This is a genomic window from Flavobacterium sp. GNP011, from assembly GCF_056428925.1.
Map to the genome: position 1 here is coordinate 13,506 of NZ_JBWJVJ010000024.1, position 25,366 is coordinate 38,871.

The 25,366-nt window shown below is 33.4% G+C and carries 19 protein-coding genes; 8 read left to right on the plus strand and 11 right to left on the minus strand.

From position 1 onward, the window contains the following. Positions 1 to 83 precede the first annotated feature (83 nt). The gene (locus AC061E_RS15365; protein WP_478287038.1) at positions 84 to 2,885 is read right to left on the minus strand and encodes a helix-turn-helix and ligand-binding sensor domain-containing protein; all 2,802 of its coding nucleotides are present in this window, start codon (positions 2,883 to 2,885) and stop codon (positions 84 to 86) included. A 182-nt stretch (positions 2,886 to 3,067) separates the two neighbouring features. Between AC061E_RS15365 and uvrA the strand changes: the two genes are divergently transcribed. Then, positions 3,068 to 5,866 carry an excinuclease ABC subunit UvrA gene (uvrA, locus tag AC061E_RS15370; RefSeq protein ID WP_478287039.1) on the plus strand — a complete coding sequence of 933 codons (2,799 nt, stop codon included), beginning with the start codon at positions 3,068 to 3,070 and terminating at the stop codon, positions 5,864 to 5,866. A 59-nt stretch (positions 5,867 to 5,925) separates the two neighbouring features. On the opposite strand, the gene AC061E_RS15375 is transcribed toward uvrA, so the two are convergent. From AC061E_RS15375 to AC061E_RS15410, 8 genes are all read right to left on the minus strand, one after another. Next, positions 5,926 to 6,723 (minus strand): DUF3575 domain-containing protein, encoded by a 798-nt coding sequence (locus tag AC061E_RS15375; protein ID WP_478287040.1) that lies wholly within the window; start codon positions 6,721 to 6,723, stop codon positions 5,926 to 5,928. A gap of 47 nt (positions 6,724 to 6,770) precedes the next feature. Further along, positions 6,771 to 7,079 carry a hypothetical protein gene (locus AC061E_RS15380; protein WP_478287041.1) on the minus strand — a complete coding sequence of 103 codons (309 nt, stop codon included), beginning with the start codon at positions 7,077 to 7,079 and terminating at the stop codon, positions 6,771 to 6,773. 204 nt (positions 7,080 to 7,283) lie between these two features. Beyond that, a complete protein-coding gene (locus AC061E_RS15385) occupies positions 7,284 to 8,750 on the minus strand; it encodes a lipopolysaccharide biosynthesis protein (RefSeq protein WP_478287042.1) in 1,467 nt (488 codons plus the stop codon). A gap of 38 nt (positions 8,751 to 8,788) precedes the next feature. After that, the gene (locus tag AC061E_RS15390; protein ID WP_478287043.1) at positions 8,789 to 10,078 is read right to left on the minus strand and encodes a glycosyltransferase family 4 protein; all 1,290 of its coding nucleotides are present in this window, start codon (positions 10,076 to 10,078) and stop codon (positions 8,789 to 8,791) included. Positions 10,079 to 10,312: 234 nt separating this feature from the next. Further along, entirely contained in the window at positions 10,313 to 10,786 is a 474-nt protein-coding gene (locus AC061E_RS15395; protein WP_478287044.1) for a nucleotidyltransferase, read from the minus strand. Positions 10,787 to 10,792: 6 nt separating this feature from the next. Beyond that, positions 10,793 to 10,957 (minus strand): hypothetical protein, encoded by a 165-nt coding sequence (locus tag AC061E_RS15400; RefSeq protein ID WP_478287045.1) that lies wholly within the window; start codon positions 10,955 to 10,957, stop codon positions 10,793 to 10,795. A gap of 58 nt (positions 10,958 to 11,015) precedes the next feature. Continuing rightward, on the minus strand, positions 11,016 to 13,430 hold the full coding sequence (locus AC061E_RS15405) for a YfhO family protein (protein ID WP_478287046.1): 2,415 nt from the start codon (positions 13,428 to 13,430) through the stop codon (positions 11,016 to 11,018). A gap of 53 nt (positions 13,431 to 13,483) precedes the next feature. Beyond that, positions 13,484 to 13,765, minus strand: a complete 282-nt coding sequence (locus AC061E_RS15410) for a DUF4834 family protein (protein ID WP_478287047.1) — start codon at positions 13,763 to 13,765, stop codon at positions 13,484 to 13,486. A gap of 131 nt (positions 13,766 to 13,896) precedes the next feature. On the opposite strand from AC061E_RS15410, the gene AC061E_RS15415 reads away from it, so the two are divergent. After that, positions 13,897 to 14,856: a transporter gene (locus AC061E_RS15415; protein ID WP_478287048.1), complete on the plus strand. Its 960-nt coding sequence runs from the start codon at positions 13,897 to 13,899 to the stop codon at positions 14,854 to 14,856. A gap of 22 nt (positions 14,857 to 14,878) precedes the next feature. Then, positions 14,879 to 15,997 (plus strand): GTP cyclohydrolase, encoded by a 1,119-nt coding sequence (locus AC061E_RS15420; protein ID WP_478287049.1) that lies wholly within the window; start codon positions 14,879 to 14,881, stop codon positions 15,995 to 15,997. A 68-nt stretch (positions 15,998 to 16,065) separates the two neighbouring features. Here the strand turns inward: AC061E_RS15420 and capB are convergent, their stop codons facing one another. Beyond that, positions 16,066 to 17,328, minus strand: coding sequence for a cysteate-C-fatty acyltransferase (capB, locus tag AC061E_RS15425; RefSeq protein WP_182650428.1), 1,263 nt, complete (start codon positions 17,326 to 17,328; stop codon positions 16,066 to 16,068). Positions 17,329 to 17,593: 265 nt separating this feature from the next. Between capB and AC061E_RS15430 the strand changes: the two genes are divergently transcribed. From AC061E_RS15430 to AC061E_RS15450, 5 genes are all read left to right on the plus strand, one after another. Next, positions 17,594 to 18,358, plus strand: a complete 765-nt coding sequence (locus tag AC061E_RS15430) for an NYN domain-containing protein (protein ID WP_086454205.1) — start codon at positions 17,594 to 17,596, stop codon at positions 18,356 to 18,358. 95 nt (positions 18,359 to 18,453) lie between these two features. Beyond that, entirely contained in the window at positions 18,454 to 19,959 is a 1,506-nt protein-coding gene (locus AC061E_RS15435) for an FMN-binding glutamate synthase family protein (protein ID WP_478287050.1), read from the plus strand. A gap of 32 nt (positions 19,960 to 19,991) precedes the next feature. Next, the gene (locus AC061E_RS15440; protein ID WP_478287051.1) at positions 19,992 to 20,570 is read left to right on the plus strand and encodes a non-canonical purine NTP diphosphatase; all 579 of its coding nucleotides are present in this window, start codon (positions 19,992 to 19,994) and stop codon (positions 20,568 to 20,570) included. Positions 20,571 to 20,761: 191 nt separating this feature from the next. After that, the gene (locus AC061E_RS15445) at positions 20,762 to 22,687 is read left to right on the plus strand and encodes a DEAD/DEAH box helicase (RefSeq protein WP_221916629.1); all 1,926 of its coding nucleotides are present in this window, start codon (positions 20,762 to 20,764) and stop codon (positions 22,685 to 22,687) included. A gap of 83 nt (positions 22,688 to 22,770) precedes the next feature. Next, positions 22,771 to 23,538 (plus strand): carboxypeptidase-like regulatory domain-containing protein, encoded by a 768-nt coding sequence (locus AC061E_RS15450; RefSeq protein ID WP_478287052.1) that lies wholly within the window; start codon positions 22,771 to 22,773, stop codon positions 23,536 to 23,538. 313 nt (positions 23,539 to 23,851) lie between these two features. Here AC061E_RS15450 and AC061E_RS15455 read toward each other — a convergent pair whose 3' ends face one another. After that, the gene (locus tag AC061E_RS15455) at positions 23,852 to 25,315 is read right to left on the minus strand and encodes an aminoacyl-histidine dipeptidase (protein WP_478287053.1); all 1,464 of its coding nucleotides are present in this window, start codon (positions 25,313 to 25,315) and stop codon (positions 23,852 to 23,854) included. Positions 25,316 to 25,366: the final 51 nt, after the last annotated feature.

Consider the following 25,366-nt stretch of genomic DNA (forward strand, 5'->3'; position numbering starts at 1 on the left):
TCATCTTTCAAAAACCAAAAAACCACAACAATAACGTTAATGTTGTGGTAATGTATAGTTGTTTATGAAGAATTTACCTCGACCTATACAGTTAAAACATACTCCACAAGACCTTGTTCATGCGTCAATTCCATTTTTTTACGCAAACGATATCTTTTTATTTCAACGCTTCGAACAGAAATATTTAGGAGCGGAGCAACTTCTTTAGACGATAAATTTAACCTCAAGTAGGCACATAATCTTAAATCATTTGAAGTTAAAGAAGGATGTGCTGCTTTTATCTTTTTCAAAAAATCTTTATCGGCATTATCAAAGGCTTCTTTAAAAACACTCCAGCTATCCGCCTCTGTGATATTTTTATTAATGGTAGAAATTACTGATTTAATACTTCTGTTTCCATCATCCGTATTTTTCTTTAAATCCTCTTTAATGAAGGCCAATAATTCATTCTTACTGTTCAAACTCATTGTTGAAACTGCTAATTCTCTATTCTTTGTATCTACATCTTGTGAAAGTTGCTCGTTTCTAATTCGCATAACTTCTTGTTCATTCTCTAGCTCTTTAATTTCTAACAATAAATTGTTCTCCTCTATCAATTTATCTTCTTGTTCTTGATAATATTTCCGGTACGCTTTATGAATAAAACGAGCCGAAACCAGCACAATAACAAGGTAAATCAATAGAGCAACAGTCGTAAGATACCACGGCTTTTTAATTGTAAAACTATAAGCAACAGACTCTTCCACACTAGCATTTGCATATTTAGCTTGTACCTTAAATACATAATCTCCTGGCGCTAAATTTTTAAAAGTAGCGCTTGTTTTTGAATTCCATTCGCTCCAATCCTCCTGAAATCCCTCTAAAAGATATTGAAACTCAGCGTTGAGATATTTGTTATACTCGGGAACCGTATAATTGAGAGTGATGTTATTTTCATCGTATTTAAACACTCCCGCTTTAAGGATCGAACTATTTTCAATTGGTTCATTTTGCTTGTTTACCCCAACTGAGGTTATTGTAATCGCATAATTCTTGAAACTCAATTCATTTAGGTTCAAAATATAATATCCGTCGGTAGTTCCTATCAAATAATTAGAATTAGAAATTTGTGTAATATTTTCATATCCAAGCATGGAGTTTGTCAAAGAAGATGGAATTGGAATTACATTTTGTTTGAGCTGACTACTAAGTTTACTCAAAGAGAAATAATGAATGTAATTTTTAGAAAACAACCATATTTTATTAGAATTATCAACAATTAACTTTCCTGATGTATATTCTTCCTTAGCGAAAACAGAACTTAATACGGTATCTTTAGTAAACAATTTTGTTTGCTCATTCAACTTGAATATTCCTTCCTTATTTGCATAATAAATAGTTCCATTAAACTTAGTAAGACTCGCATTTTTGCCCTTTGCTGGTGTTTTATAAACTGCGATACGATTTACTTTTCCAAAATTCACATCGGTTTCTACTCGATAAACACCCTTGTATTCATGACTTATATAGACATTCAAGTTTTTTGTAATTTCAAAATATTTAGAAGAATAATTAAATCCAGCTATTTTATTCCTGAACTCCCATGATGAACCTTTTTTTGATAAAACAGATATTCCATAGTAATTTCCCTGTAACAAAATCCCCTTGTTATTAGGCACCTCGCTGAACTTCCAAGTCCCCGATGCCGAAAAAATATTGGTAGCATTGGCATTATTAACTATAAATGTTCCAGAGTCATGTCCGCAAAAAAGCGTACCATCATGAACAAATAAGGACCAAACTTGTCCTTTGGTTCCTTTTACGAATTTGAACGTATCCTTATTTTCGTAATTCTTGTAAAACAAACCTTGATTTGTCCCAACATACAAAAGGCCGTTATGTAATTTTGAAGTGTACACTGTTCCTAAAATCCCCGTATCATCAACATAATTTTGCACGGGCGATTGTAAGTTGATACAGTTAATTCCGTTATCAAGCCCCACCCAGAGATTTTTATCAACGTCCTCAAAAAGAGATAAAGCGGTATTATTGGTCAAACCTTTATTTTGAGTAATGTGATACTTTACTTTTCCACTCGATGAAATAATGTAAATCCCGTTTGAAATAGTACCTAACGCAAAACTTCCATCTGATAAAATTTGACTGCTATAAACGCTGCTAGATGCTAATTCTAAATCAACATCGGTGCTGAACTTAGTCAATTGTGTTCCTATCCGTTTATAGAAACCATTTGATTGTGTTAGAATCAAAATACCTTCCTCAATGGCCATCACATTTACGATCTTATTCTTTAGTAAAATAGGATTATTTGAAACTAAATGCGCCTTACCACTTTCAATTTCAAAAAGTCCTTCGTTGATCGTTTGAAAAAAAATTCCATTTTTAGTCTGAAAAGATTTAGAAATATTGTTTTTTGGAGCAATAATTTTAAACGAACCTGTTTTAGTATCATAAATATAAATGCGGCTTAACGACTGAAAAACCACCCATTGCTCATAATGCAGTATATTCCAAAATTGTTCGTCATCAAGTATTTTATTTTTTAGTGACCTACTCAACGAGGTATACTTCAATTTACCATTTTGCAGACGCGACCAAAAACCAAATTCCATATAACATCCTGTGAAAATTTTGTTTCCAATAACTTTTACAGACCGCACAATAGTCTCGTTTGGTGAAGGATACAATTCCCAACTTGCTCCATTATACTCTAATAATCCCTCGTTATTAGCAAAAAAAACATGATGCTTTTGATCTTGAGCAATCATCCAGTTTTGATTTCCTGCTCCGTAAGTAGAAGAGCTATATTTTACAATAGGCGGAAGCTCTTGTGAAAAGGCACAAAAACTGTATAAAAAAAAAATAAGGTATAACTTTGTTTTCAATGGTAGTGTTCGTTTATTTAACAAAAATAAATCTAAAATAGTATTTATTTATCGGATGAAAAACATAAAAACCAAACAAAGCTAAATTGATTTTTAAAACATAGTTTTAATCATTATTTGTGAGTTGTTCAGTCCTATATCTCTGTTCAAAATTGATTACTTTTGTAAAAATTATCATTTTTATGCAAGTTGACCTTTCTAAACTAGACCCAAAGAAAAATATCATTATAAAAGGAGCGCAAGTACACAATTTAAAAAACGTGGATGTTGCTATACCTAGAAATAAACTAGTGGTTATTACAGGTCTTTCAGGATCTGGAAAATCTAGCTTAGCATTTGATACTTTGTACGCCGAGGGACAGCGTAGGTATGTAGAAAGCTTATCCTCTTATGCCCGTCAATTTCTTGGCAGACTCGATAAACCAAAGGTAGAATATATTAAAGGTATTGCTCCGGCTATTGCAATTGAACAAAAGGTAAATACTACTAATGCACGTTCAACTGTAGGAACCTCTACTGAAATTTATGATTATATCAAATTACTTTTTGCTAGAGTAGGACGCACTTATTCCCCTGTTTCTGGTGTTGAAGTTAAAAAAAATACAGTAACTGATGTAGTAAATGCGGTAAAAAAGCTAGAACAAAACAGTAAATGGTTGTTATTAGCTCCCATTCATTTAGAACCTGGACGCAAACTACAAGATAAACTCAATATTCTCTTGCAACAGGGTTTTGCTAGAATATTGGTAAACAATGAAATGATTAGGTTAGATGCTGTTCCTGAAGATACTAACGACAAAGAAATTTATTTAATAGTGGATCGTATTGTGGTTAACCAAGATCCCGAAGTTGAAGAAGAATTTTACAACAGACTTGCAGATGCGGTTCAAACTGCTTTTTTTGAAGGGAAAGGCGTCTGCTATTTACAAGAATTAAACACCCATATTAAACATACTTTTTCAAATAATTTTGAACTAGATGATATAACTTTTTTAGAACCAAATGTACATTTGTTTAGTTTTAACAATCCTTATGGTGCCTGTCCAGTTTGCGAAGGCTACGGAAACGTTATTGGTATCGATGCTGAACTAGTTGTTCCCAATACTACTTTATCTGTTTTTGAAAATGCTATTTTTCCATGGCGTGGTGATAGTATGAGTTGGTATCGTGACGAGTTAGTTAACAAAGCTTATAAATTTGATTTTCCCATTCACAAACCTTTTTATCAACTTACTGAAGAACAAAAAGAAGTTATTTGGACAGGAAATGGATATTTTCAAGGTCTGAATGATTTTTTTAAAGAGCTTGAAGAAAAAAACTATAAAATCCAAAATAGAGTGATGCTTTCTCGCTATCGAGGCAAGACAAAGTGTACCTCATGTAAAGGAAAAAGACTGCGTGTAGAAGCTTCTTATGTTAAGATTAATCAAAAAACAGTTTCTGATTTGGTTGATTTGCCTATCAAGCATTTGGTTACTTTTTTCAAAAACTTAGAATTAAACGTTTATGAAAAACAAATAGCCAATAGATTGCTAATTGAAATCAACAACAGACTGTCTTTTTTAACTGAAGTAGGTCTTGATTACTTAACACTCAATAGAAATTCAGCGACATTGTCTGGTGGTGAATCACAACGTATTAACTTAGCTACTTCACTTGGCAGTAGCCTGGTAGGATCTATGTATATCTTGGATGAACCAAGCATAGGTTTACACCCAAAAGATACTGAAAGACTAATAAAAGTACTACTGTCTTTAAGAGATTTAGGAAATACTGTAATTGTTGTGGAGCATGACGAGGATATCATGAAAGCAGCAGATATGATCATTGACATTGGCCCCGAAGCTGGTAGTCTTGGTGGAAATTTAGTGGCTCAAGGAACATTTGACGAGATATTAAAATCAACTTCACTTACTGCAAAATATCTGAATGGTGATTTAGAAATCTCAGTGCCAAAAAAACGCCGACAGTTTAAGAATTTTATTGAAATAAAAGGAGCGCGTGAAAATAACTTACAAAATATTGATGTTACATTTCCGCTAGATGTATTAACGGTCATTACTGGTGTTTCAGGTAGTGGAAAAAGTACACTGGTAAAGAAAATTCTTTTTCCAGCTATGCAAAAAAAGCTAGAAAATATTGGTGAAAAAGCAGGTCAATTCTCAGAAATATCAGGTTCTTTTTCGCAAATAAAACATATCGAATATGTAGATCAAAATCCCATAGGTAGAAGTTCAAGATCAAATCCGGTAACGTATATCAAAGCATATGACGACATTCGGGAATTGTATGCCAAAGAAAAACTTTCAAAAGTTAGAGGATACCAAGCCAAACATTTTTCATTTAATGTTGATGGTGGGCGCTGCGAAACTTGCAAAGGAGAAGGATCTATCAACGTAGAGATGGTATTCATGGCTGATGTTCAATTGCCCTGTGAAACATGCCAAGGAAAACGCTTCAAAAAAGAAGTTTTAGAGGTAGCTTTTGAAGGGAAAAACATTCATGAAATTTTAACCTTGACCATAGATGATGCAATTGCTTTTTTTACAGCTCAAAAACAAACTAAAATAACTCAAAAATTGCAACCGCTGCAAGATGTAGGTTTGGGTTATGTACAACTAGGACAATCATCCTCTACCCTTTCTGGCGGAGAAGCACAGCGTATAAAACTGGCCTCTTTTTTAGTAAAAGGAGCCACAAAAGACAAAGCTTTATTTGTTTTTGATGAACCTACAACTGGTTTACATTTTCATGACATCAAGAAATTACTAGCTTCCTTTGATGCTTTAATAGAAAAAGGACACTCCATTATTGTAATTGAGCACAATCTTGATTTGATTAAATGTGCCGACTGGTTAATTGATCTTGGTCCCGAAGGTGGAGAAAATGGCGGAAAATTATTAGCGGTTGGTACTCCAGAGCAGGTGGTAAAAAATAAAGAATCTATTACTGGAACTTATTTAAAAGCAGTTCTAAAATAATAAAAAAAGCCGATACTCTTTTTCAAGTATATCGGCTTTTTTTATTTCTTAGATAAGATTTAGAATCGGTATCCTAAGCTAATTCCGCTTCTTACACCACCCCATGGACCACTTACATTGATCTTAGCACCACGAGCATTCACCTCTGTTTTTATATCAGATAATGGAAGTTCAATGTTATCCAGTTCTTTTTTCAACTCTTGTTGTTCAAATGTTGTTAAGTTTCTATCAGTTATTCCCAGAAAATCACCCTTAGAGGTACCATAATGAGGACCTACAATCCACCAATCAAGGATGATATGTTTGCCTAAATTAAACTGAGCACCTAATTGTAATCCAAAAGAATTAGCCGAAAGCTTACCACCCATAGCTAGATTTTGCTCTGTTACACCTGCAACGTCACTACTAAAAGTGAAATTTACATTGGTAATATCATACCGTACATTTCTGTAAAAAGGAGCTATATAAAAACCCTTCCCGTAACCTTTTCCTAAGTAAAATCTAATCTCTGGAGTAAAAGCTTTGTAACCCAGTTCTGCATTTTCAAAAATACCTTGAGTATCTGCATTATCAGCTGTTAAGTCATTTAATTGTGTTCTAAATGGAACTGCTCCTTTTGGAATAAAACTATACCCTACAACAAGTCCAATGCGCTTAGTAAGACTTCTTTCGTATTGCAACTGATAATTTCCAAAAATTAAACTGGTTAAACTGATTTTAAAGTTGTTTTTTTTTGGAGAAACTACGTCTTCACTGATAGTGATGCGCTCTTTATTATCAATTTCTCCTGGAGATTGTGCAACAGCAATACTAATGTTAAACAGCACGGCTGCAAGGATAAGTAATTTACATTTCATAATGGGTCAATTAAAATATTTGAATATTGATTCAAAAATAAGAAAAATTATCCCATGTAGCATTTTTCCTCAAATGGATTTCCGTCTTCATCTAAAGCTATTAAAATCTTTTTCGCTTTTGATGATACTTGAGTAATATAAATCCATGCAAAAGACCACAGTCCCAGAGTGGCACAAAATATGGCAAAATTATATATGTGGTTTACCTTTTTTTTCTTTTTTAGTAACACCGCATAAGGAAGTTTGTCATTGCGTTCTACAACTACAAACCCTTCTTTGGTTTTTCCTTTCAATAGGGTTGAAAATTTAACTAAATTAGCATCTGTTTGTTCTGCTTGTGAAGTTGTATCTACCATTTGAATTAATACTTTTGTACTATTATATTATTTTATAAAGCAGTACAAAATTACCATCTTAATCACTACCTAACAATACCCACTTTCAGTGATATTTCATTTATTTTTGATCAAAATTTAATCTAAAAACACTGAAAAAAATTAATAACAAGAAATAGACTAAAAACAACTTTAATTTAGCCAATTTAGATCTAAATCAATTTATTACAAAATCTTAATTTTTCTAAGAACAACATTTATTGCTTCATTGATTTCAATAGAGACAACAAATTTGTAATTAACATAAACATACAATATTGTAATCAAGATAGATTTCAATAAAATACTTAAAATAGGATTAAAAGGAAAATCCCAAAAATAAAACAAAAGGAATAATAAAAATGTAATTGCTAATGAATGTAATGTTTGTTTTGTAAAAGGATATAAATGCAAACGTTTGACAACAAAAAGCAACTTAGCAATGCTATATAATGTTATAGAAACCAATGTGGCAAATGCAGAACCCATAATACCGTAAAGCGGAATGAAAATAGCATTCAAACCTATTGCTACAACTACCAAAAAAACTCCTAAAAATAAAACGGCACGATAGTATTTTGTATTGAAAATGATTGCATTATTATTCCCTAGAATTAAATCAAAATACTTTGAAATCCCAATCATAAAAACTACTAATATTCCACCACTATACTCTTTTGGAACAATTTCATACAACTGATTGATATTAACAAAAATTCCTAGCATTACAAAACCACCCACCACTTGAAGATTTATAGATGTTTTTTTATACAATACATTCAGCTCCGTGAGTTTGTTATCATGCATTAATTTTGCAGTAATTGGATAAACAATTTGATGCATAGCTCGACTAGGAACGGATATTACTAAAGCTATAAAGGTAGCAATAGAATAATACGCAATATTATCGATAACCATATATTGATTAAGCATAATTTTATCTCCATCCAAAAGTAAATTGGCAACACTACCTGATAAAATGATGTAAAAAGTGTATTCTAGCAAATCTTTTACGTTTTTTGGAACAGAAATCTGAAAACTAGGCATTTTAATATAAAAAGCATAAGCCATAGTGATTACGAGTGCCAAAAAGTAAATCCCTGCTGTAATATAAATAAAATCAACTATGGTGATCCACTTATAATAAACTCCTACTAATGCTAATAAAGACAATAATCTAAGCCCAACCTCTTTAATAAAATTGCCAAAAACGGAATGCATATGAACTCGCGCCCAAGCATAAAATATTTCAAAATAAGCCATTGACAAACCTATAAACGGTATCAACCAAATAAAATCTTTTACAATTGGATTTTTTTTGGAAACAAAAAACAAAATGTCATCAAAAAACAAAAAACCAATAAAGATTAAGGGAATCGATAATAACAAGGGAAACAAAACGGTAAAAGATAAAAACTGAGCTTTCTCCTCATCAGTTTTGTATTGAGAATAAAACTTGACTAGTGTATTTTGCATTCCTATTGCAAATAAGGGCATAATCACATTTGCCACAGACACAATATAATTGGCAAGAGCGTAATACGTAGCTCCTAAAAAAATAGGATACAAATAAAGTGTATTTAATGCTCCTATCCCAAAACCAGCGTAGGTAATTATGGTATTCTTTAATGATTGATTTAATACTATTCCCATTATTTAATGATTGTAAAACACAAATAGGCTTTACTTTACTATATTTTGTTAAGCAATTGAACTAATTCTTTAGTAAGGTTTTTTCTAGAATAGTTTTGTAAACCAACACCATTGGATTGCAACCTTCCTTCTAAAAATTGATCATAAAAGTCCAAAATTACTCTTTTAAGTTTCATTTTCTCAGAATAGTCAAAAAATACGCCTGTGTTAGTATTGGTAATAATTTCAGCAAAATCAGAATCTTGAGGCCCAATTGCAATAATAGGCCTATTAGAAACCATGTATTCAAAAAGTTTTCCCGGGATAATGCTTTTAGTATCTTCAGAGTTGATTTCAATTAGCAACAAAACCTGTGACTTTCTTTGGTGCGCTATAGCTTCTGCATGTGAAACATAACCCAGATTATTCAAATAAGAATTTAACCCGAATTGAGAAATCGTTTCTAAAACCTCCTGACTAACCGCTCCTATAAGTTTTAGTTCAAAGTGTGATTTAAAACTAGGAATTTCCTCTAGCAGTTCCAGCAGCACTTCCCATAACATCTTTGGATTTCTCTCAGAAAGAAAAGAACCGATGTGCGCCATTGAGAATTTAGAATCCAATCCTTGTTTTTCTACTTGCTCTGTATCAAAACCATTGGTAATGACCGCAATCGGCTTGGTTGTAATTGCCTGAAATTCCGTTTTAGTAGTTTTACTCGTTACAATAACCGTATCAGCAGCATTCAAAACCTGATGCTCTAAAGCTTTATGTTTCTTGGCGGCAAAACTTGATAATCGCAAAGATTTATGATACCCTATTGTGGTCCAAGGATCTCTAAAATCAGCAAACCATTTTAGATTTAATTTTTGTTTTAATTCTAATCCAATAAGATGCAAACTGTGTGGCGGACCCGAAGTTATAATGGTATCAATATCATTTTCTAAAATATATTTTTCTAAAAATGAGACTGATGGTTTTACCCAAAAAATGCGTGCATCTGGTATAAAAAGATTCCCTCTAATCCAAAGAAAAGTTTTATCAAGAAAAGATTGCTTTTTTTGATTAGGAATTATCCCCGAATTCATTTTTTGTGTTTTATTCTTGGATAAAAAAGAGGCCAATTGATAAGGCTCAAAAATCCTATGCTTGATAATAATTGCTTGATCTGACACCTCACTTACAAGATTTTGATCCACAATCGGATAGGTAGGATTCTCCGGAATATAAACAATAGGCTGAACGCCAAAATCTGGCAAATACTTTACAAACTTAAGCCAACGCTGCACTCCTGGTCCTCCCGCTGGTGGCCAATAATAGGTAATTATTAAAATTTTCTTTAATTCCAAAATTATATTTTTGTCGAGATTGTTTTTAAATCCATAAAAAACAGAGTAGTATTTTTATATAATCCTTTGCTTATAAAATATAAGGCTGGAATCGACGGAATTATTAAATAAAATTTAAACTTATACGGATTAAATAAGTACAGCGCTATATACACACCTGTTATAAGCCCTAAAAAAAAAATTATAAATAATATTTGCTGAAACGATTTTAAACCGAATAATTCTCTCATAATTTTAAAAAATATTTTTATTATTTAGTCTCTCCAACTCTTCAATATCTAATTGATCCTTAAGTCTATTTGCTGCTTTTTTAGAAACAATCAAATTATCATAGTCAATGAAAAAAGCAGGAATCCCATCTATATCAATAATATTTGCTTTTTCTAAAAGTGTAGCAAATGGCTCATTTTCTAAACCTTTAATACAAGTCATAACATCCAATCTAAAATTAATATTTAGAGTAAAATCAGTCCAACCGGGAATAAATTGCATGGTATTAATACTTTCAAAATCACCTAAACCAATTTGTTTGATAGCATTTCTCAAATTTGCACGATTAACAATAGTGTCCTCAATGAAAATGTCAATATCTCCTGTGTTTCTTCCGTAGCCGTAAATATTTACTGCAAATCCGCCGACGGTTAAGTATTTGACATTGTTTTCTGACAAGTACTTCCAAACATCTATTATTTGTTTATGTATATTCATTTCAAATTATTTTGATTTTGAATATTTTTTTGCCGATTTCAGCATCTGAGCAAGTTCAATTATCGCTATCAATTTTTCAAAGCGTTGTTGATAGGTCAATTGTCTAGTTTCTTCAATATATCTTGCTTCCATTACTGTTGGATGCGCGTGATTTAATTTTACTTTATCCATAGCATAAAAAGATCTAGAATTTATTAGAAATTTACTAAATCAAATTTACAAATAAATATCAGACAGCTAACGCCTTTTTCTTCCTTTCAAAATAAACACCTCCTACTACAAGAAGAACGATTCCAACTGCACTTATCAGCGTAATCGTGCTGCCTGTTTTTACTACTTGAGGCTCAAACTTAAATTCGATTTTGTGTTTTCCTGCTGGTACTGGTAATCCTCTTAAAAGATAATCAACTCTTAAATGATCTACTTTTTTATCGTCAATATAAGCATTCCAACCATTACCATAATAAGCTTCAGAGAACACAGCAAATCCATCTTTACTATTTTTTGAAATATAGTTTATGTCATTTGGCTTGTATGTAACTACAGCTATTGTAGCCGCACTATCTTTGGCGAAAGCCGTATTTTTTACTTGAAACTCATTTGTATTAATGACAACCGTATTTTTTGAATCTAATTTATCCAAAGCTTTCATTTCGGCATCGGGAGAATTTACCTGTTTCACCTGACTAATAAACCATGCATTACCATTGGCATCAGGGTTAGCCACAGGAAACTCTTTACCTTCCTTATCCTTCTGTATCAAATACTTAACATTAAGCATGTTAAGTACTTCGATATTGTTTTTTACAATTTGGTAATCCAGTAACTGCTGCATCCTTCTTGGTCGCACAGCACTGTAACCACCAATAGATTTATGAAAATAAGAGGCTCTAGCACCCATAATATCTCCTACCTCAAATACTCTATAATTTGAAGTATCTTTTAAAATTTCCGCATCTGATGGAGTTTCTTGGAAAGGAGCTTCTACTTGGTACTTGCTCACAAAATCTTTCCCTGAAACATAATTTTTAGCAACAAAAAACAAGTCAGAAACCATCAATATACCCACAATTACGATCGCTGTATTTTGAGCAAATCTCTCTTTCAAAGAAAGCCATAAAACTCCAGCTACCAGAATGATAAAGAAAGAAGATCGAAGCAAATCAGCACTAAACAAACTCATTCTATCTTCCTTCAAAGCGTTGACAAAATCAGGACCGTAGCTTTCTTGAAAATACGCATCGGTACCACCAGAAAAACTAAACATGCTTTTACATAAAAACAAAATAAGAAGTATACCTAGCGAAAGAATTGTTGTTTCATACAACGATTTCCACTGCGCTTTTTTATCCGATTTGAAATATGATTGTAATCCCATTATTGCAAGTACTGGAAAGCACATTTCTAAAACTACCTGAATAGAGGACACTGCTCTAAACTTATCATACAACGGAATATACTCAATAAAAAAATCAGTTAATAAAGGGAAATTTTTTCCCCAAGAAAGCAGTAAAGAAACAAATGCGCCTGCTAAGAAAACATATTTAATTTTTCTTTGGTCTAAAAACAAAGCCATTACTGCCAAGAAGAAAACTACAATTCCTATGTAAGCCGGTGCAGCTACAATGGGTTGATCTCCCCAATAAGTAGGCATTCCTGATACAAAATCAGTTGCTTGATCCTCTTGAACTCCTTGTCCTATCATGAATTCAAACATGTGACTATCCTTGCCTACTTTTTCATTATTTGAACCTCCAAAAAGACGAGGAGCAATAAGGTTAAAGCTTTCCATTACACCATAACTATATTCGGTAATATAATCTTTAGACATGGATGAAGTAGTCTGGTTTTTAGTCCCATCAGGGTTAAAGGTAAGCTCACTTTTCCCTCTGATACTGAAATTAGTATACTCAGAAGTAGCCAACAAGTTCGTTGCATTTGCACCAAGCGCAAAAATACCAGCAACTGCTAGAGTTACAAAAGAATACAGCAACGCCTTATATTCCTTATCTTTTAGGTATTTGTATATAAAATACCCCGAAAGTATTAAAAGGAAAATCAAGAGATAATACGTCATTTGAAAGTGATTCGCATTGATCTCTAATGCTGTCGCAAAAAGTGTTATCAAACCACCCAACACGTATTTTTTTTGGAAAACCAAAATAAATCCCGCCACAACAAGTGGCATGTACCCAATTGCATGTGCTTTTGCATTATGACCTACACCCAAAATAACAATCAAATAAGTGGAAAATCCAAAAGCCAAGGCTCCGAAGAAGGCTTTTAAAGGATCTATTTTTAGCACTAATAATAACCCATAAAAACCTAAAAAGTAAAGAAATAAATAATCAGCAGGACGAGGTAAAAATCGCAATGCGTCATCCAAAGCTCCAATATAATCATGCGAATACTTAGCTCCTAATTGATACGTAGGCATACCTCCAAAGGCTGAATTAGTCCAATACGGTTCTACATCATTTGTGGCTCTAAAATCGTTTTGCTCCTTGGCCATGCCTGTATATTGAACAATATCCGATTGGAAAATTTGTTTGCCTTGCAAAACTGGGTAAAAGTAAATTAAGGAAACAAGAACAAAACCAAAAATGGCAAGAGCGTGTGGATAAAACTTATTAATTATTTTCAATTTATAATGTATTGGATTTAATAAATGTATTGATATGGTTCGAGCAAAACAGTTTAATCTATTTCTTCGTAGTCCACGTAATCCCCTACTTTTTTAGTTTCGCGAGGTTTTTTTACGTTTTCTGTATTATAAATTATTTCATCTTGCTGCTGCTGCTGCTGCGAATTGTTCCAAGATTTTTGCTGATACTGCTGTTGCATGTTTTGCCCTGCTTTTTCTACTACCTTTTTTATAATTAATGGCAAAAAAAGTTTTGCTAAAAATTTGAATATGTAGTAAAATGCAATGATAAATAAAATTGTATTTAAAACACTTTTAAAAGAAGCTGTTTGCATAAAGGTAATTTTTTCCAAAAATAATAAATTCAGAACTATATTTGGGGACAAAATTAAGATATCATTCTTAATTAAATGATAAATTATAGTACTTTTGAAAAGCTATGTTAGACAAAAACAAAAAAACAATCATGCGAAAATTCAAATCATTCCTTGTAGCGGCTCTTTTTGCAATTCCAAGTATTCAATATGCACAGTACACCGATGAAATAAACTCTAATAGACCCGGAGAAACCATGTCTGCATTTTCAGTGGGAAAATCAGTGATTCAGGTTGAAACAGGGGTTTACGGAATCAATCAAAAACACAATTTATTGGGGTATGAAGCAAATGGTTTTGGCCTTGACGCCACATTGCGCTGGGGTTTGTTTCTGGAACGTTTAGAGTTGATAGCTGATATTCAATATCAAAATGAAACGTATACTTCTTTGTTCAGCAAAACGGCCATTGCTGATTTTAAACAACTTGTATTAGGAGCTAAATATTTAATTTACGACCCTAATAAAAATTATAAGAAAAAAGTAAACCTATATAGCTGGAAAGCAAACAAGGCGTTTCACTGGCGTCAATTAATCCCTGCTGTTTCAGGTTTTGTAGGTGTAAATTATTCGGCAGAGAATAATCCGTATGCGTTTTCAAACAGAAACCCAACCGAAAGTAGATACCCTGCTCAATTCTCGCCAAAAGCAATGTTGATTACGCAAAACAATCTTGGTGACGGAAGATGGGTTTTAGTTTCAAACATCATTGCTGATTATATAGGTACTGAATTTCCTAGTTATAGCTATGCCGTTACCTTAACACGTGGTTTTAATAATAAATGGTCTGGTTTTGTAGAAAATCAAGGCATAAAAAGCGACTTATATGCAGATGCCATTGTGAGAGGTGGAGCAGCTTATTTACTCAACAAAAATATGCAAATAGACGCTTCAATAGGTACAAGTTTAAAAGAGACTCCATCCGCTTTATTTGGTGGAATCGGTTTTTCATGGCGATATGATGGCAAATACAAAGAAGTTCGCATTGATGTAGAACCTGATAAAAAAGAAGCTAAAGCAAAAAAAGTAGCTAAAAAAATTAAAAAAGGATAATAAAAACATTCTAAAACACAACATGATTACAATACACGAAGCCGTATCAAAAAAAGAATTAACAGCGTTCATTAAATTTCCTTTTTCCCTTTACAAAAATAATCCCTACTGGGTTCCGCCGCTTATTGCGGATGAACTCGAAACATTTGATAAAACAAAAAATCCAGCTTTTGAAAATGCAGAAGCCTATTTTTATGTAGCCAAAAAAAACAATGAAATCGTTGGCCGAATTACAGCAATCATAAATTGGAGCGAAGTAAAAAACCAACAGAAATTAAAAGTCCGTTTTGGCTGGTTTGATGTAATTGATGACATCGAAGTAACAAAAGCTCTATTAGAAAAAGTTTACGAACTTGGCAAAAAAAACAATTTAGATCATGTAGAGGGACCTATGGGATTTTCAAATCTTGATAAAGTTGGGGTAATGACCGAAGGTTTTAATGAAATTGGTACCATGATCACGTGGTACAACCATCCTTATTACGCAAACCATTTTAGAGAACTAGGATTTAAAGTTGAGAAAGAATATTTAGAGAGTAAATTTCCTTTTGAAAATGTAAAACTTGAGTTTTTTGAAAAGGCAAATGATTTGGTAAAAAAAAGATATCAATTGAGTCCATTGAACTTCAAAACCACAAAAGAAGTAATGCCGCACGTGGATAAAATGTTTGATTTATTCAATAAATCCTACGCTTCCTTATCCTCTTTTGTAGCTATTTCTGACACACAAAAAGAGTATTTTAAGAAAAAATACATCAGCTTTATTAATCCTGAATTTATAAAGTTTGTAGAAGATAAAGATCATAACATTGTCGCTTTTAGTATCGTAATGCCTGATTTTGCTGAGGCTTTACAAAAATCCAAAGGAAAGTTGTTTCCGTTTGGGTTCTTGCACATGCTCAAGGCTAGAAAACAAAGTAAAAATGTGATTTTTTACCTTATTGGTGTACTACCCGAATATCAAAATAAAGCTGTAACTGCCATTATATTCAAGGAATGTTATGAAACCTTTAAAGAAAAGGGGATTCTAAACTGTTTTAGGACTCCTGAACTTGCGGATAATGTTGCCATTCAAAATCTGTGGAAACATTTTGACCCTCAAGTACACAAAAAGCGTTGTACTTTTAGAGCTGAATTGTAAAAAGCCATCCATAAAAAAACCATCTGTTTAAAAGTAACAGATGGTTTTTATAATTTTAGAATAAGATTTTAAGCGTCTAAATCAACAGTAGTTCTACTTGCAATTTCTTTATAAGTACCATTTTCTAGTTTTTCACGAATAGCTTCAAATGCTGTCAATGTTTCATTAACATCATCAATAGTATGTGTAGTTGTAGGTATCATACGCAATAAAATAATTCCTTTTGGAATTACAGGATAGATTACAATACTCAAAAAGATACCATAATTTTCTCTTAAATCATTTACCATCACCATAGCTTCTGGTACACTTCCTTCAAGATAAACTGGAGTAACACAAGTATTAGTATCACCAATATTAAAGTTTCTCTCTTTTAATCCGTTTTGTAATGCGTTTACGTTTTCCCAAAGTTTATCTTTCAATCCTGGGTTGTTACGCAACAATTCCAATCTTTTTAAAGAACCAATAGTTTGAATCATTGGCAATGCTTTGGCAAACATTTGAGAACGTAAATTGTATTTTAAATAATCAATAATATCTTTATCAGCAGCTACAAAAGCACCAATATTAGCCATAGATTTTGCAAATGTAGAGAAGTATACATCAATACCATCTTGACAACCTTGCTCCTCACCTGCTCCTGCTCCTGTTTTACCTAAGGTTCCAAAACCGTGTGCATCATCAACTAGCAAACGGAAATTGTACTTTTCTTTTAAAGCTACAATTTCTTTCAATTTACCTTGTTGTCCTCGCATACCAAAAACACCTTCGGTAATAAACAAAATCCCACCACCTGTTTCGGTAGCCATTTTTGTAGCACGTTGCAGGTTTTTCTCCATACTTTCAAGATCATTGTGCTTGTAAGTATATCTTTTTCCACTGTGCAAACGTACTCCATCTATAATACATGCATGTGCATCTACGTCATATACAATAATGTCATTACGTGTCACTAAAGCATCAATAGTGGACATAATTCCTTGGTATCCAAAATTCAATAAGTAAGCTGATTCTTTCATAACAAAAGCGGCTAACTCATTTTCTAACTGCTCATGATATTTTGTATGACCACTCATCATTCTAGCTCCCATAGGATATGCTGCTCCATACTGTGCAGCAGCATCTGTATCAGCCTGACGAACTTCAGGATGATTGGCTAGACCTAAATAGTCATTCAAACTCCAATTCAAAATATTTTTACCTCCAAACTGCATTCTTGGTCCCAACTCACCTTCTAATTTTGGAAAAACAAAATACCCTTCAGCTTGTGAAGCCCATTTCCCTAAAGGACCTTTATTGTTTTGAATTCTTTCGAATAAATCTTTTACCATAATATGTAAAGTAATAATTTTAATTTTAAGAAGTTGCAAAAATAATTATTTAAATTTTATAAAGGACTTGAAAGTAAATTTATTTTTCAAGCATTCTATACCTGGGAAAATTCAGTCATTTCAAACCCTAAAATTTAAATATAAAAATACTAAAATTCGAAGAATCCCTTTTTACAGTGCATTTTTGAACAAATCAAATGCTAAACATTCCAAGCATAACACAATAAACTTTGTATATTTGACTTAGTAAAATAAATTTAAATTTATGTCTAACAATACAAAGGAATTAAAACTAGCAGTACTTATTGATGCAGACAACGTTCCCTACAGTAATGTAAAAGGAATGATGGAAGAGATTGCTAAGTTTGGTACGCCTACTACAAAACGTATCTATGCCGATTGGACGAAACCAAATGCTAGCGGTTGGAAAAGTGTATTATTAGAACATGCCATTACTCCTATACAACAATACAGTTATACGGTTGGCAAAAATTCCTCAGATTCAGCCATGATTATTGATGCCATGGATTTACTCTATTCTGACAAAGTAGATGGCTTTTGCATTGTATCCAGTGACTCTGATTTTACAAGACTTGCCATTCGATTGCGAGAATCTGGAATGAAGGTCATAGGAATTGGCGAACAAAAAACACCCAATTCATTCATTGTAGCTTGTGACCGATTTGTATACATTGAAGTCTTGGACGGAGCAATCAAAAAGAAAGAACCAAAAAGAACAGCAACTGATCCTAAAAAACCATCTCCTAAAAGCTTAAACAAAGTAGACCTGCAAACTATAGAATTAATTGAATCTACTATTGAAGATATTGGTGATGATAGCGGATGGGCGTTTCTAGGTGATGTTGGAAATTTAATTGTAAAAAAGAAACCCGAGTTTGATCCAAGGAATTATGGTTTTTCAAAACTAACTCCGATGTTGAAATCCTTAACAGATATTCTTGAAATAGATGAGCGCGACTCTGATAAAAAAGGAATCAAACACGTTTATGTACGTTTACGATTTAGTTAAAATCTCTTCTACTTTTGGTTTCCAAAATTAAAAACATTTTTAACAAGAACTTATCCATTTTGAATGCAATCCCTTTTCAAATTGAAATTTAATATATGAGAACAAAATTTTTCCTTTTTGGTTTCCTTTCTTTGTTAGTAAGCGTGATCATAAACATCTATTTTCAAAAAGCGTACTTCCTCAGTTTCATTTTATTCTTAATACTAATTGTTGGAGTTTACAACAGCGTACAAACAAAGCATACCATATTAAGAAACTTTCCTGTTTTAGGATACTTTAGATATTTATTTGAAAGTATAGCTCCAGAAATTCAACAATATTTCATAGAAAGAAATACAGATGGCAAGCCTTTTTCAAGAAATGAAAGGTCATTGGTGTACCAAAGAGCAAAAAACTTAAGCGCTACAACGGCTTTTGGAACACAATTACATCTTAATCAAACCGATTACGAAGGCATCAAGCACTCCATATTTCCTGTAAAAGTCAATGAAGAGCTACCCCGAGTAGTTGTAGGAGGTCCAGATTGCAAACAACCGTATTCAGCATCATTACTCAATATATCCGCGATGAGTTTTGGTTCTTTGAGCGAGAACGCAATCATTGCCCTTAATAATGGTGCAAAGAAAGGCGATTTTTATCATAACACAGGCGAAGGAGGTTTAACGGAATTCCATCTTCAAGGCGGAGCAATTGTTTGGCAAATAGGAACTGGATATTTTGGATGTAGAGATGATCATGGAGCATTTGATGTTCAAAAATTTTCAGAAAAAGCAAACCTCCCATCTGTAAAAATGATAGAAATCAAACTATCACAAGGTGCTAAGCCCGGTCATGGCGGAGTACTTCCTGCAAGTAAAAACACTCCATTAATAGCTAAGATACGAGGCGTAGAACCACATACTACTATTCTATCACCACCGAGCCACTCTGCTTTTCATGATGCTAGTGGTTTGATACAATTCATAAACACACTTAGAACGGCATCAAATGGAAAACCCATTGGCTTTAAACTTTGCATTGGAATAACCGAAGAATTTGAAGCTATTTGTCAAGAAATGATAGCACAAAATTGTTTTCCAGACTTTATAACGGTTGATGGTGCAGAAGGGGGAACCGGTGCTGCACCACTAGAATTTTCTGACGGAGTAGGAATGCCATTAGAACCAGCGCTTATTTTTGTAAACAAAACATTGACCCAGCTCCACATAAAAGATAAAATAAAAATTATCTCTAGCGGTAAAATCATTACCGGTCATGCCATTTTAAGGGCTATTGCCATGGGAGCAGACATTTGCAATACAGCTAGAGGATTTATGTTCTCGTTAGGATGTATTCAAGCATTAAAATGCAACAATAGTACTTGCCCAACAGGAGTAGCCACTCAGGATAAAATGCTCATGAAAGGATTAGTGGTAACCGACAAGTCTGAAAGGGTTTATCATTTTCACCACAATACGTTGCATGCTGCAAACGAACTTTTGGCAGCGTCAGGAAAATCTAGTTTTCAAGATGTTGACAGTAGCATTTTTATGCGTGGTGATGAGTTTACCAAATTATCTGATCTGTATTTCCCGGATAATTTGACTCGAGTTTTTAATTAAAAAAAGTACATTTAAAATTCTTAACTAAAATCATGAAAATAGTTTTCGCTTCTAACAACAAAAATAAAATCATAGAACTTCAAAGCATGCTTCCAGATAGCGTAACTATATTGAGTCTAGAAAGTATAGGGTGCCATGAAGAAATTCCAGAAACAGCATCAACAATTGAAGGGAATGCCGTTTTAAAAGCAAATTATGTAACTCAAAAATACGGCTACGACTGTTTTGCAGATGATACAGGTCTTGAGGTACTAGCACTAGATGGTGCTCCAGGAGTTTACAGCGCCAGATATGCCGGTGAGCAACGTAATCCTGAAAACAATATGAATCTCTTATTAAAAAATTTAACAGATAAAGAAACTAGAGCAGCACAATTTAAAACCGTAATCGCTTTAAATTTAAAAGGAGAACAACATTTATTTATTGGTATTGCCAAAGGAGAAATTACGTTAGAAAAAATTGGTAATCAAGGTTTTGGTTACGATCCCATATTCCAACCAGAGGGATATATCGAAACTTTTGCTCAACTACCATTAGAACTAAAAAATGAAATTAGCCATAGAGGTAAGGCAACAAAACAACTATTAGCGCATCTAAAAAACAAAAGTTAAGCAAAAACAATAAAAATTTACTTGAAAAACATAGTTGCAAAGCTATATTTTTTGTATCAAAAATAGTCCCAAATTGAACAACAAACCATAACTTTCTGATAATCAAATTATAATAAATCATTAAATCTTGAAATAGCATTAGTTTATATGAATAATTTAGAGTAATTTTGCACCCTATTTTAAAAATACATATGAACAAATTTGAACAATTAGGATTGAGTGAATCGTTACTGAAGGCGGTTTTAGATCTAGGATTTGAAAATCCGAGCGAAGTACAGGAGAAAGCGATTCCCCTATTATTGGAAAAAGATACAGATATGGTTGCGTTGGCTCAGACAGGGACAGGGAAAACGGCAGCTTTTGGTTTTCCAGTTATCCAAAAAATTGATGCTAACAACAGAAACACACAAGCATTAATTTTATCTCCAACACGCGAGTTGTGTTTGCAGATTACCAACGAACTTAAAAACTACTCTAAATACGAAAAAGGTATTAATGTAGTAGCCGTTTACGGAGGAGCTAGCATCACAGAACAAGCGAGAGACATTAAAAGAGGAGCACAAATTATTGTAGCAACTCCAGGAAGAATGCAAGATATGATTAATAGAGGTCTAGTAAACATTACTGGAATTAACTATTGTATTCTTGACGAAGCTGACGAAATGTTAAACATGGGTTTCTACGAAGATATCGTAAACATCCTTTCAACTACACCAGACGACAAAAACACATGGTTGTTTTCTGCAACAATGCCTGCTGAAGTAGCGCGTATTGGAAAACAATTCATGACTGATCCTATTGAAATTACAGTTGGAGCTAAAAACTCAGGTTCTGCTACCGTTTCTCACGAATTTTACCTTGTAAATGCACGTGACCGTTACGAAGCTTTGAAACGTTTGGCAGATTCAAACCCAGATATTTTCTCTGTAGTTTTTTGTCGTACCAAAAGAGATACACAAGCTGTAGCAGAAAAATTAATTGAAGACGGATACAGTGCTGCTGCATTACACGGTGATTTATCACAAGCACAACGTGACGGAGTTATGAAATCTTTCCGTGGTCGTCAAATTCAAATGCTTGTTGCTACTGATGTAGCTGCTCGTGGTATTGATGTGGATAACATTACTCACGTAGTAAACTACCAATTACCTGATGAAATTGAAACGTACAACCACCGTTCTGGTCGTACTGGTCGTGCAGGTCGTTTAGGAACATCGATTGTAATTGTTACCAAAAGTGAATTGCGTAAAATTTCATCTATTGAAAGAATCATCAAGCAAAAATTTGAAGAAAAATCAATTCCATCTGGAATCGAAATTTGCGAGATTCAATTACTTCACTTAGCTAACAAAATTAAAGATACAGAGGTTGATCACGAAATTGATACGTACCTTCCTGCAATTAATAGCGTACTTGAAGGCTTAACAAAAGAAGAATTAATCAAGAAAATGGTATCGGTAGAATTCAACCGTTTTATCAACTACTACAAGAAAAACAGAGACATTTCAACTCAATCAGGTGAAAGACGTGAAAGAAGTGATGATAGAGATGGTGCTCCAAGAGAAAACAATAATGGCGGAGCAACTCGTTATTTTGTAAACATTGGTTCTAGAGACAACTTTGATTGGATGTCATTAAAAGACTATTTGAAAGAAACATTAGACTTAGGTCGTGATGACGTTTTCAAAGTAGATGTAAAAGAAGGATTCTCTTTCTTTAATACTGATCCTGAGCATACTGATAAAGTAATGGAAATATTGAATAACGTTCAATTAGAAGGACGCAGAATCAATGTTGAGATTTCTAAAAATGACGGTGGCGGAAGACGTGACCACAACGGAAGAAGTTCTGGTGGAGGTTTTGGCGGCGGAAGAAGTTCAGCTCCTAGAAGAGAAGGAAGTTTTGCTCCAAGAAGAGAAGGTTCTGGGGGATTTAGAAGCGATAGAAGTTCAGCACCAAGAGAAGGTGGATTTAGAAGCGACAGAGGAGCAGCTCCAAGAAGAGAAGGTGGTTTTTCATCTGATCGACCTAGAACTGAAGGATCATCTGATAGAGCACCTAGACGTTCTGAAAGCTTTGGTGATGCACCAAGACCAAGAAGACCAAGAAGAGACTAAGTTTAGTTAATATTCTTATAATTATACTGGAACTACAAAATATTTAATCCTGATTTATTACTTTTAAAGTCTTAAATTAGAGTATGAAATATTTTGTAGTTTTTTTATTTACTGTATTCTCAATTACAGCACAATCTCAAGTCAAAGAACCTTCTCAAAAAGTAGATGGAATTATTCTTAGTAATACAACTAAACAACCTTTATCAAGTGTAAACATCATCAACATCAACAAAGTGCGAGGTGCCACAACTGATGAAAGCGGACATTTTGAGATTGACGTACAAGTCAATGATACCTTACACATTACAAGTCTAGGTTTTCAGTCTTTACGAGTACGCGTCACAAATGACTGGATCAAAAATAAAAGCACCAAAATTCAACTTACAGAGAAAGCCATTGCGCTTGAAGAGGTTATCATTAGACCCTTTAACCTAACAGGATATCTTGAAGTAGATACCAAAATAATTCCCGTAAAAGAAAATTACCGTTATAGCATTTCTGGTCTTACCCAAGGTTATGAAGCTGGTCAATACTCTCCAAATGCTTTTGGAAAAGTTCTGGGTTCCATATTCAATCCAGCTGATATGCTTTATAATTTTTTTGGTAAAAATCCAAAAGAGCTGAAGAAGTTAAAAGAAATGAAAAAGGATGACACGGTACGAAAATTATTAGAATCAAAATATGATAGAGAAACTATCGCTGTACTGTTAGGGATTGACAAAGACGAAATTCCTGAAATTTTACAACGTTGTAATTACTCTGAATCATTTATTAAATCGGCTAACGATTTACAAATAATGGATGCTATTAGTGGCTGTTATGAAGAATATAAGATCTTGAAGAAAAAATAAATTTCAACATTTCTTAAGTAAAACCAATCAATCCTCAATTCAAAAAAATTGGGGATTTTTTAATTAAATAGGTAATAAATCAAAATAATACATACATTTACTAAATTGAACATTAACCACTAAATATATTATCATGGCAAAAAGTCAGGATGCGAAAAAGACTGCGAAAAAAGAGCCTTTAAAAACCGCTAAAGAAAAGAAAGAAGAAAAAAGAGAAAAGAAAAATGCTCCTAAAAGAGATTAATACTCAGTTTACAGTCTCAGTTTGCAGTTCTTTAAAACTGAATACTGAGACTGTTCCTGAATACTAAGATTATTTAACTGGAATATTTGCTAAAATTTCTACAAAAAATTTCCAGAATTTTTGTGATGACGAAATACTAGCTCTCTCATCAGGTGAATGTGCACCATGAATAGTTGGGCCAAAAGAAATCATATCCATCACAGGATAATTTGTTCCTAAAATACCGCATTCAAGTCCTGCATGACAGGCAACTACTCTAGGTTTTTCACCGTTTTGCTTTTCATAAAGAGGAACTAAAACATCTAAAATTTCCGATTTAGAATTTGGAGTCCATCCAGGATAAGAACCTGAAAATTCAACTTCACAACCCATTAATTCAAAAGCTGATCGCAACCCATTTGCCAAATCAAATTTTGAAGTCTCTACAGAAGATCGCGTTAAACATTGTACCGAAAGTTGCCCATCTCCTAAAACTACTTTTGCAATATTATTTGAAGTTTCAACTAGATTTTCAAAATCAGCGCTCATGCTGTACACTCCATTATGAGCAGTATACATGGCTCTCACAAAATAAAACTGAGCAATTGACGGCATAACCTTAGCAGGAGTTGTTTCTAATTTTTCAAAAACAACTTCTAGATTAGGCTCCGTAGTTTTTAGTTCGGCTTTTATTTCGTTTACAATTTGATGCATGTCAAACACAAATGCTTCGTCATACACCTCTGCAATGATTACTTTCGCTACACTTTCTCTTGGAATAGCATTGCGCAAACTTCCTCCTTTAATTTCAGAGATTTGCAACCCAAAATTATCAAAACCATCAAACAATAAACGGTTCATTATTTTATTGGCATTGCCCAAACCTTTATGAATATCCATCCCAGAATGACCTCCTTGCAAGCCTTTCACGGTAATGGTATACCCCACAGAACCTTCAGGAGTTTCCTCTTCATCATATTCTGCTGTTGCTGTTACATCTATTCCACCAGCGCAACCGATATCAATTTCATCATCTTCTTCAGTATCTAAATTCAGTAAGATTTGACCCTGTAAAACACCACCTTTTAAGTTAAGAGCACCAGTCATTCCGGTTTCTTCATCTATAGTAAACAAGGCCTCAATAGCAGGATGAGGAATATCTTTACTTTCTAGAACAGCCATGATAGCAGCAACTCCTAAACCATTGTCAGCACCTAAAGTCGTACCTTGCGCACGAACCCAGTCACCATCAACATACATGTCAATTCCTTGTGTATCAAAATCAAAAACAGTTTCTCCGTTTTTTTGATGCACCATGTCTAAATGTCCTTGAAGCACAAGTGCTTTACGGTTTTCCATACCTGGAGAAGCCGGTTTTCTTATGATTACATTTCGAATTTCATCCTCAAAAGTTTCAAGTCCCAGGCTTTCGCCAAAATTTTTCATGAAAGCAATGACACGATCCTCTTTTTTAGAAGGCCTTGGCACCGCATTTAAATCTGCAAACTTATTCCAAAGTGCTTTTGGCTCTAGATTTCTTATTTCTTGACTCATATTGGTAATTGATATTTTATTTTATGAATACAAAGTTACAAAGTTTAAATT

What these genes read in the sequence shown, in the direction of transcription:
- uvrA (WP_478287039.1), top strand. Translation starts at nt 3,068, where the DNA reads ATGCAAGTTGACCTTTCTAAACTAGACCCAAAGAAAAATATCATTATA.
- AC061E_RS15375 (WP_478287040.1), bottom strand. Translation starts at nt 6,723, where the DNA reads ATGAAATGTAAATTACTTATCCTTGCAGCCGTGCTGTTTAACATTAGT.
- AC061E_RS15380 (WP_478287041.1), bottom strand. Translation starts at nt 7,079, where the DNA reads ATGGTAGATACAACTTCACAAGCAGAACAAACAGATGCTAATTTAGTT.
- AC061E_RS15385 (WP_478287042.1), bottom strand. Translation starts at nt 8,750, where the DNA reads ATGGGAATAGTATTAAATCAATCATTAAAGAATACCATAATTACCTAC.
- AC061E_RS15395 (WP_478287044.1), bottom strand. Translation starts at nt 10,786, where the DNA reads ATGAATATACATAAACAAATAATAGATGTTTGGAAGTACTTGTCAGAA.
- AC061E_RS15400 (WP_478287045.1), bottom strand. Translation starts at nt 10,957, where the DNA reads ATGGATAAAGTAAAATTAAATCACGCGCATCCAACAGTAATGGAAGCA.
- AC061E_RS15410 (WP_478287047.1), bottom strand. Translation starts at nt 13,765, where the DNA reads ATGCAAACAGCTTCTTTTAAAAGTGTTTTAAATACAATTTTATTTATC.
- AC061E_RS15415 (WP_478287048.1), top strand. Translation starts at nt 13,897, where the DNA reads ATGCGAAAATTCAAATCATTCCTTGTAGCGGCTCTTTTTGCAATTCCA.
- AC061E_RS15420 (WP_478287049.1), top strand. Translation starts at nt 14,879, where the DNA reads ATGATTACAATACACGAAGCCGTATCAAAAAAAGAATTAACAGCGTTC.
- capB (WP_182650428.1), bottom strand. Translation starts at nt 17,328, where the DNA reads ATGGTAAAAGATTTATTCGAAAGAATTCAAAACAATAAAGGTCCTTTA.
- AC061E_RS15430 (WP_086454205.1), top strand. Translation starts at nt 17,594, where the DNA reads ATGTCTAACAATACAAAGGAATTAAAACTAGCAGTACTTATTGATGCA.
- AC061E_RS15435 (WP_478287050.1), top strand. Translation starts at nt 18,454, where the DNA reads ATGAGAACAAAATTTTTCCTTTTTGGTTTCCTTTCTTTGTTAGTAAGC.
- AC061E_RS15440 (WP_478287051.1), top strand. Translation starts at nt 19,992, where the DNA reads ATGAAAATAGTTTTCGCTTCTAACAACAAAAATAAAATCATAGAACTT.
- AC061E_RS15445 (WP_221916629.1), top strand. Translation starts at nt 20,762, where the DNA reads ATGAACAAATTTGAACAATTAGGATTGAGTGAATCGTTACTGAAGGCG.
- AC061E_RS15450 (WP_478287052.1), top strand. Translation starts at nt 22,771, where the DNA reads ATGAAATATTTTGTAGTTTTTTTATTTACTGTATTCTCAATTACAGCA.
- AC061E_RS15455 (WP_478287053.1), bottom strand. Translation starts at nt 25,315, where the DNA reads ATGAGTCAAGAAATAAGAAATCTAGAGCCAAAAGCACTTTGGAATAAG.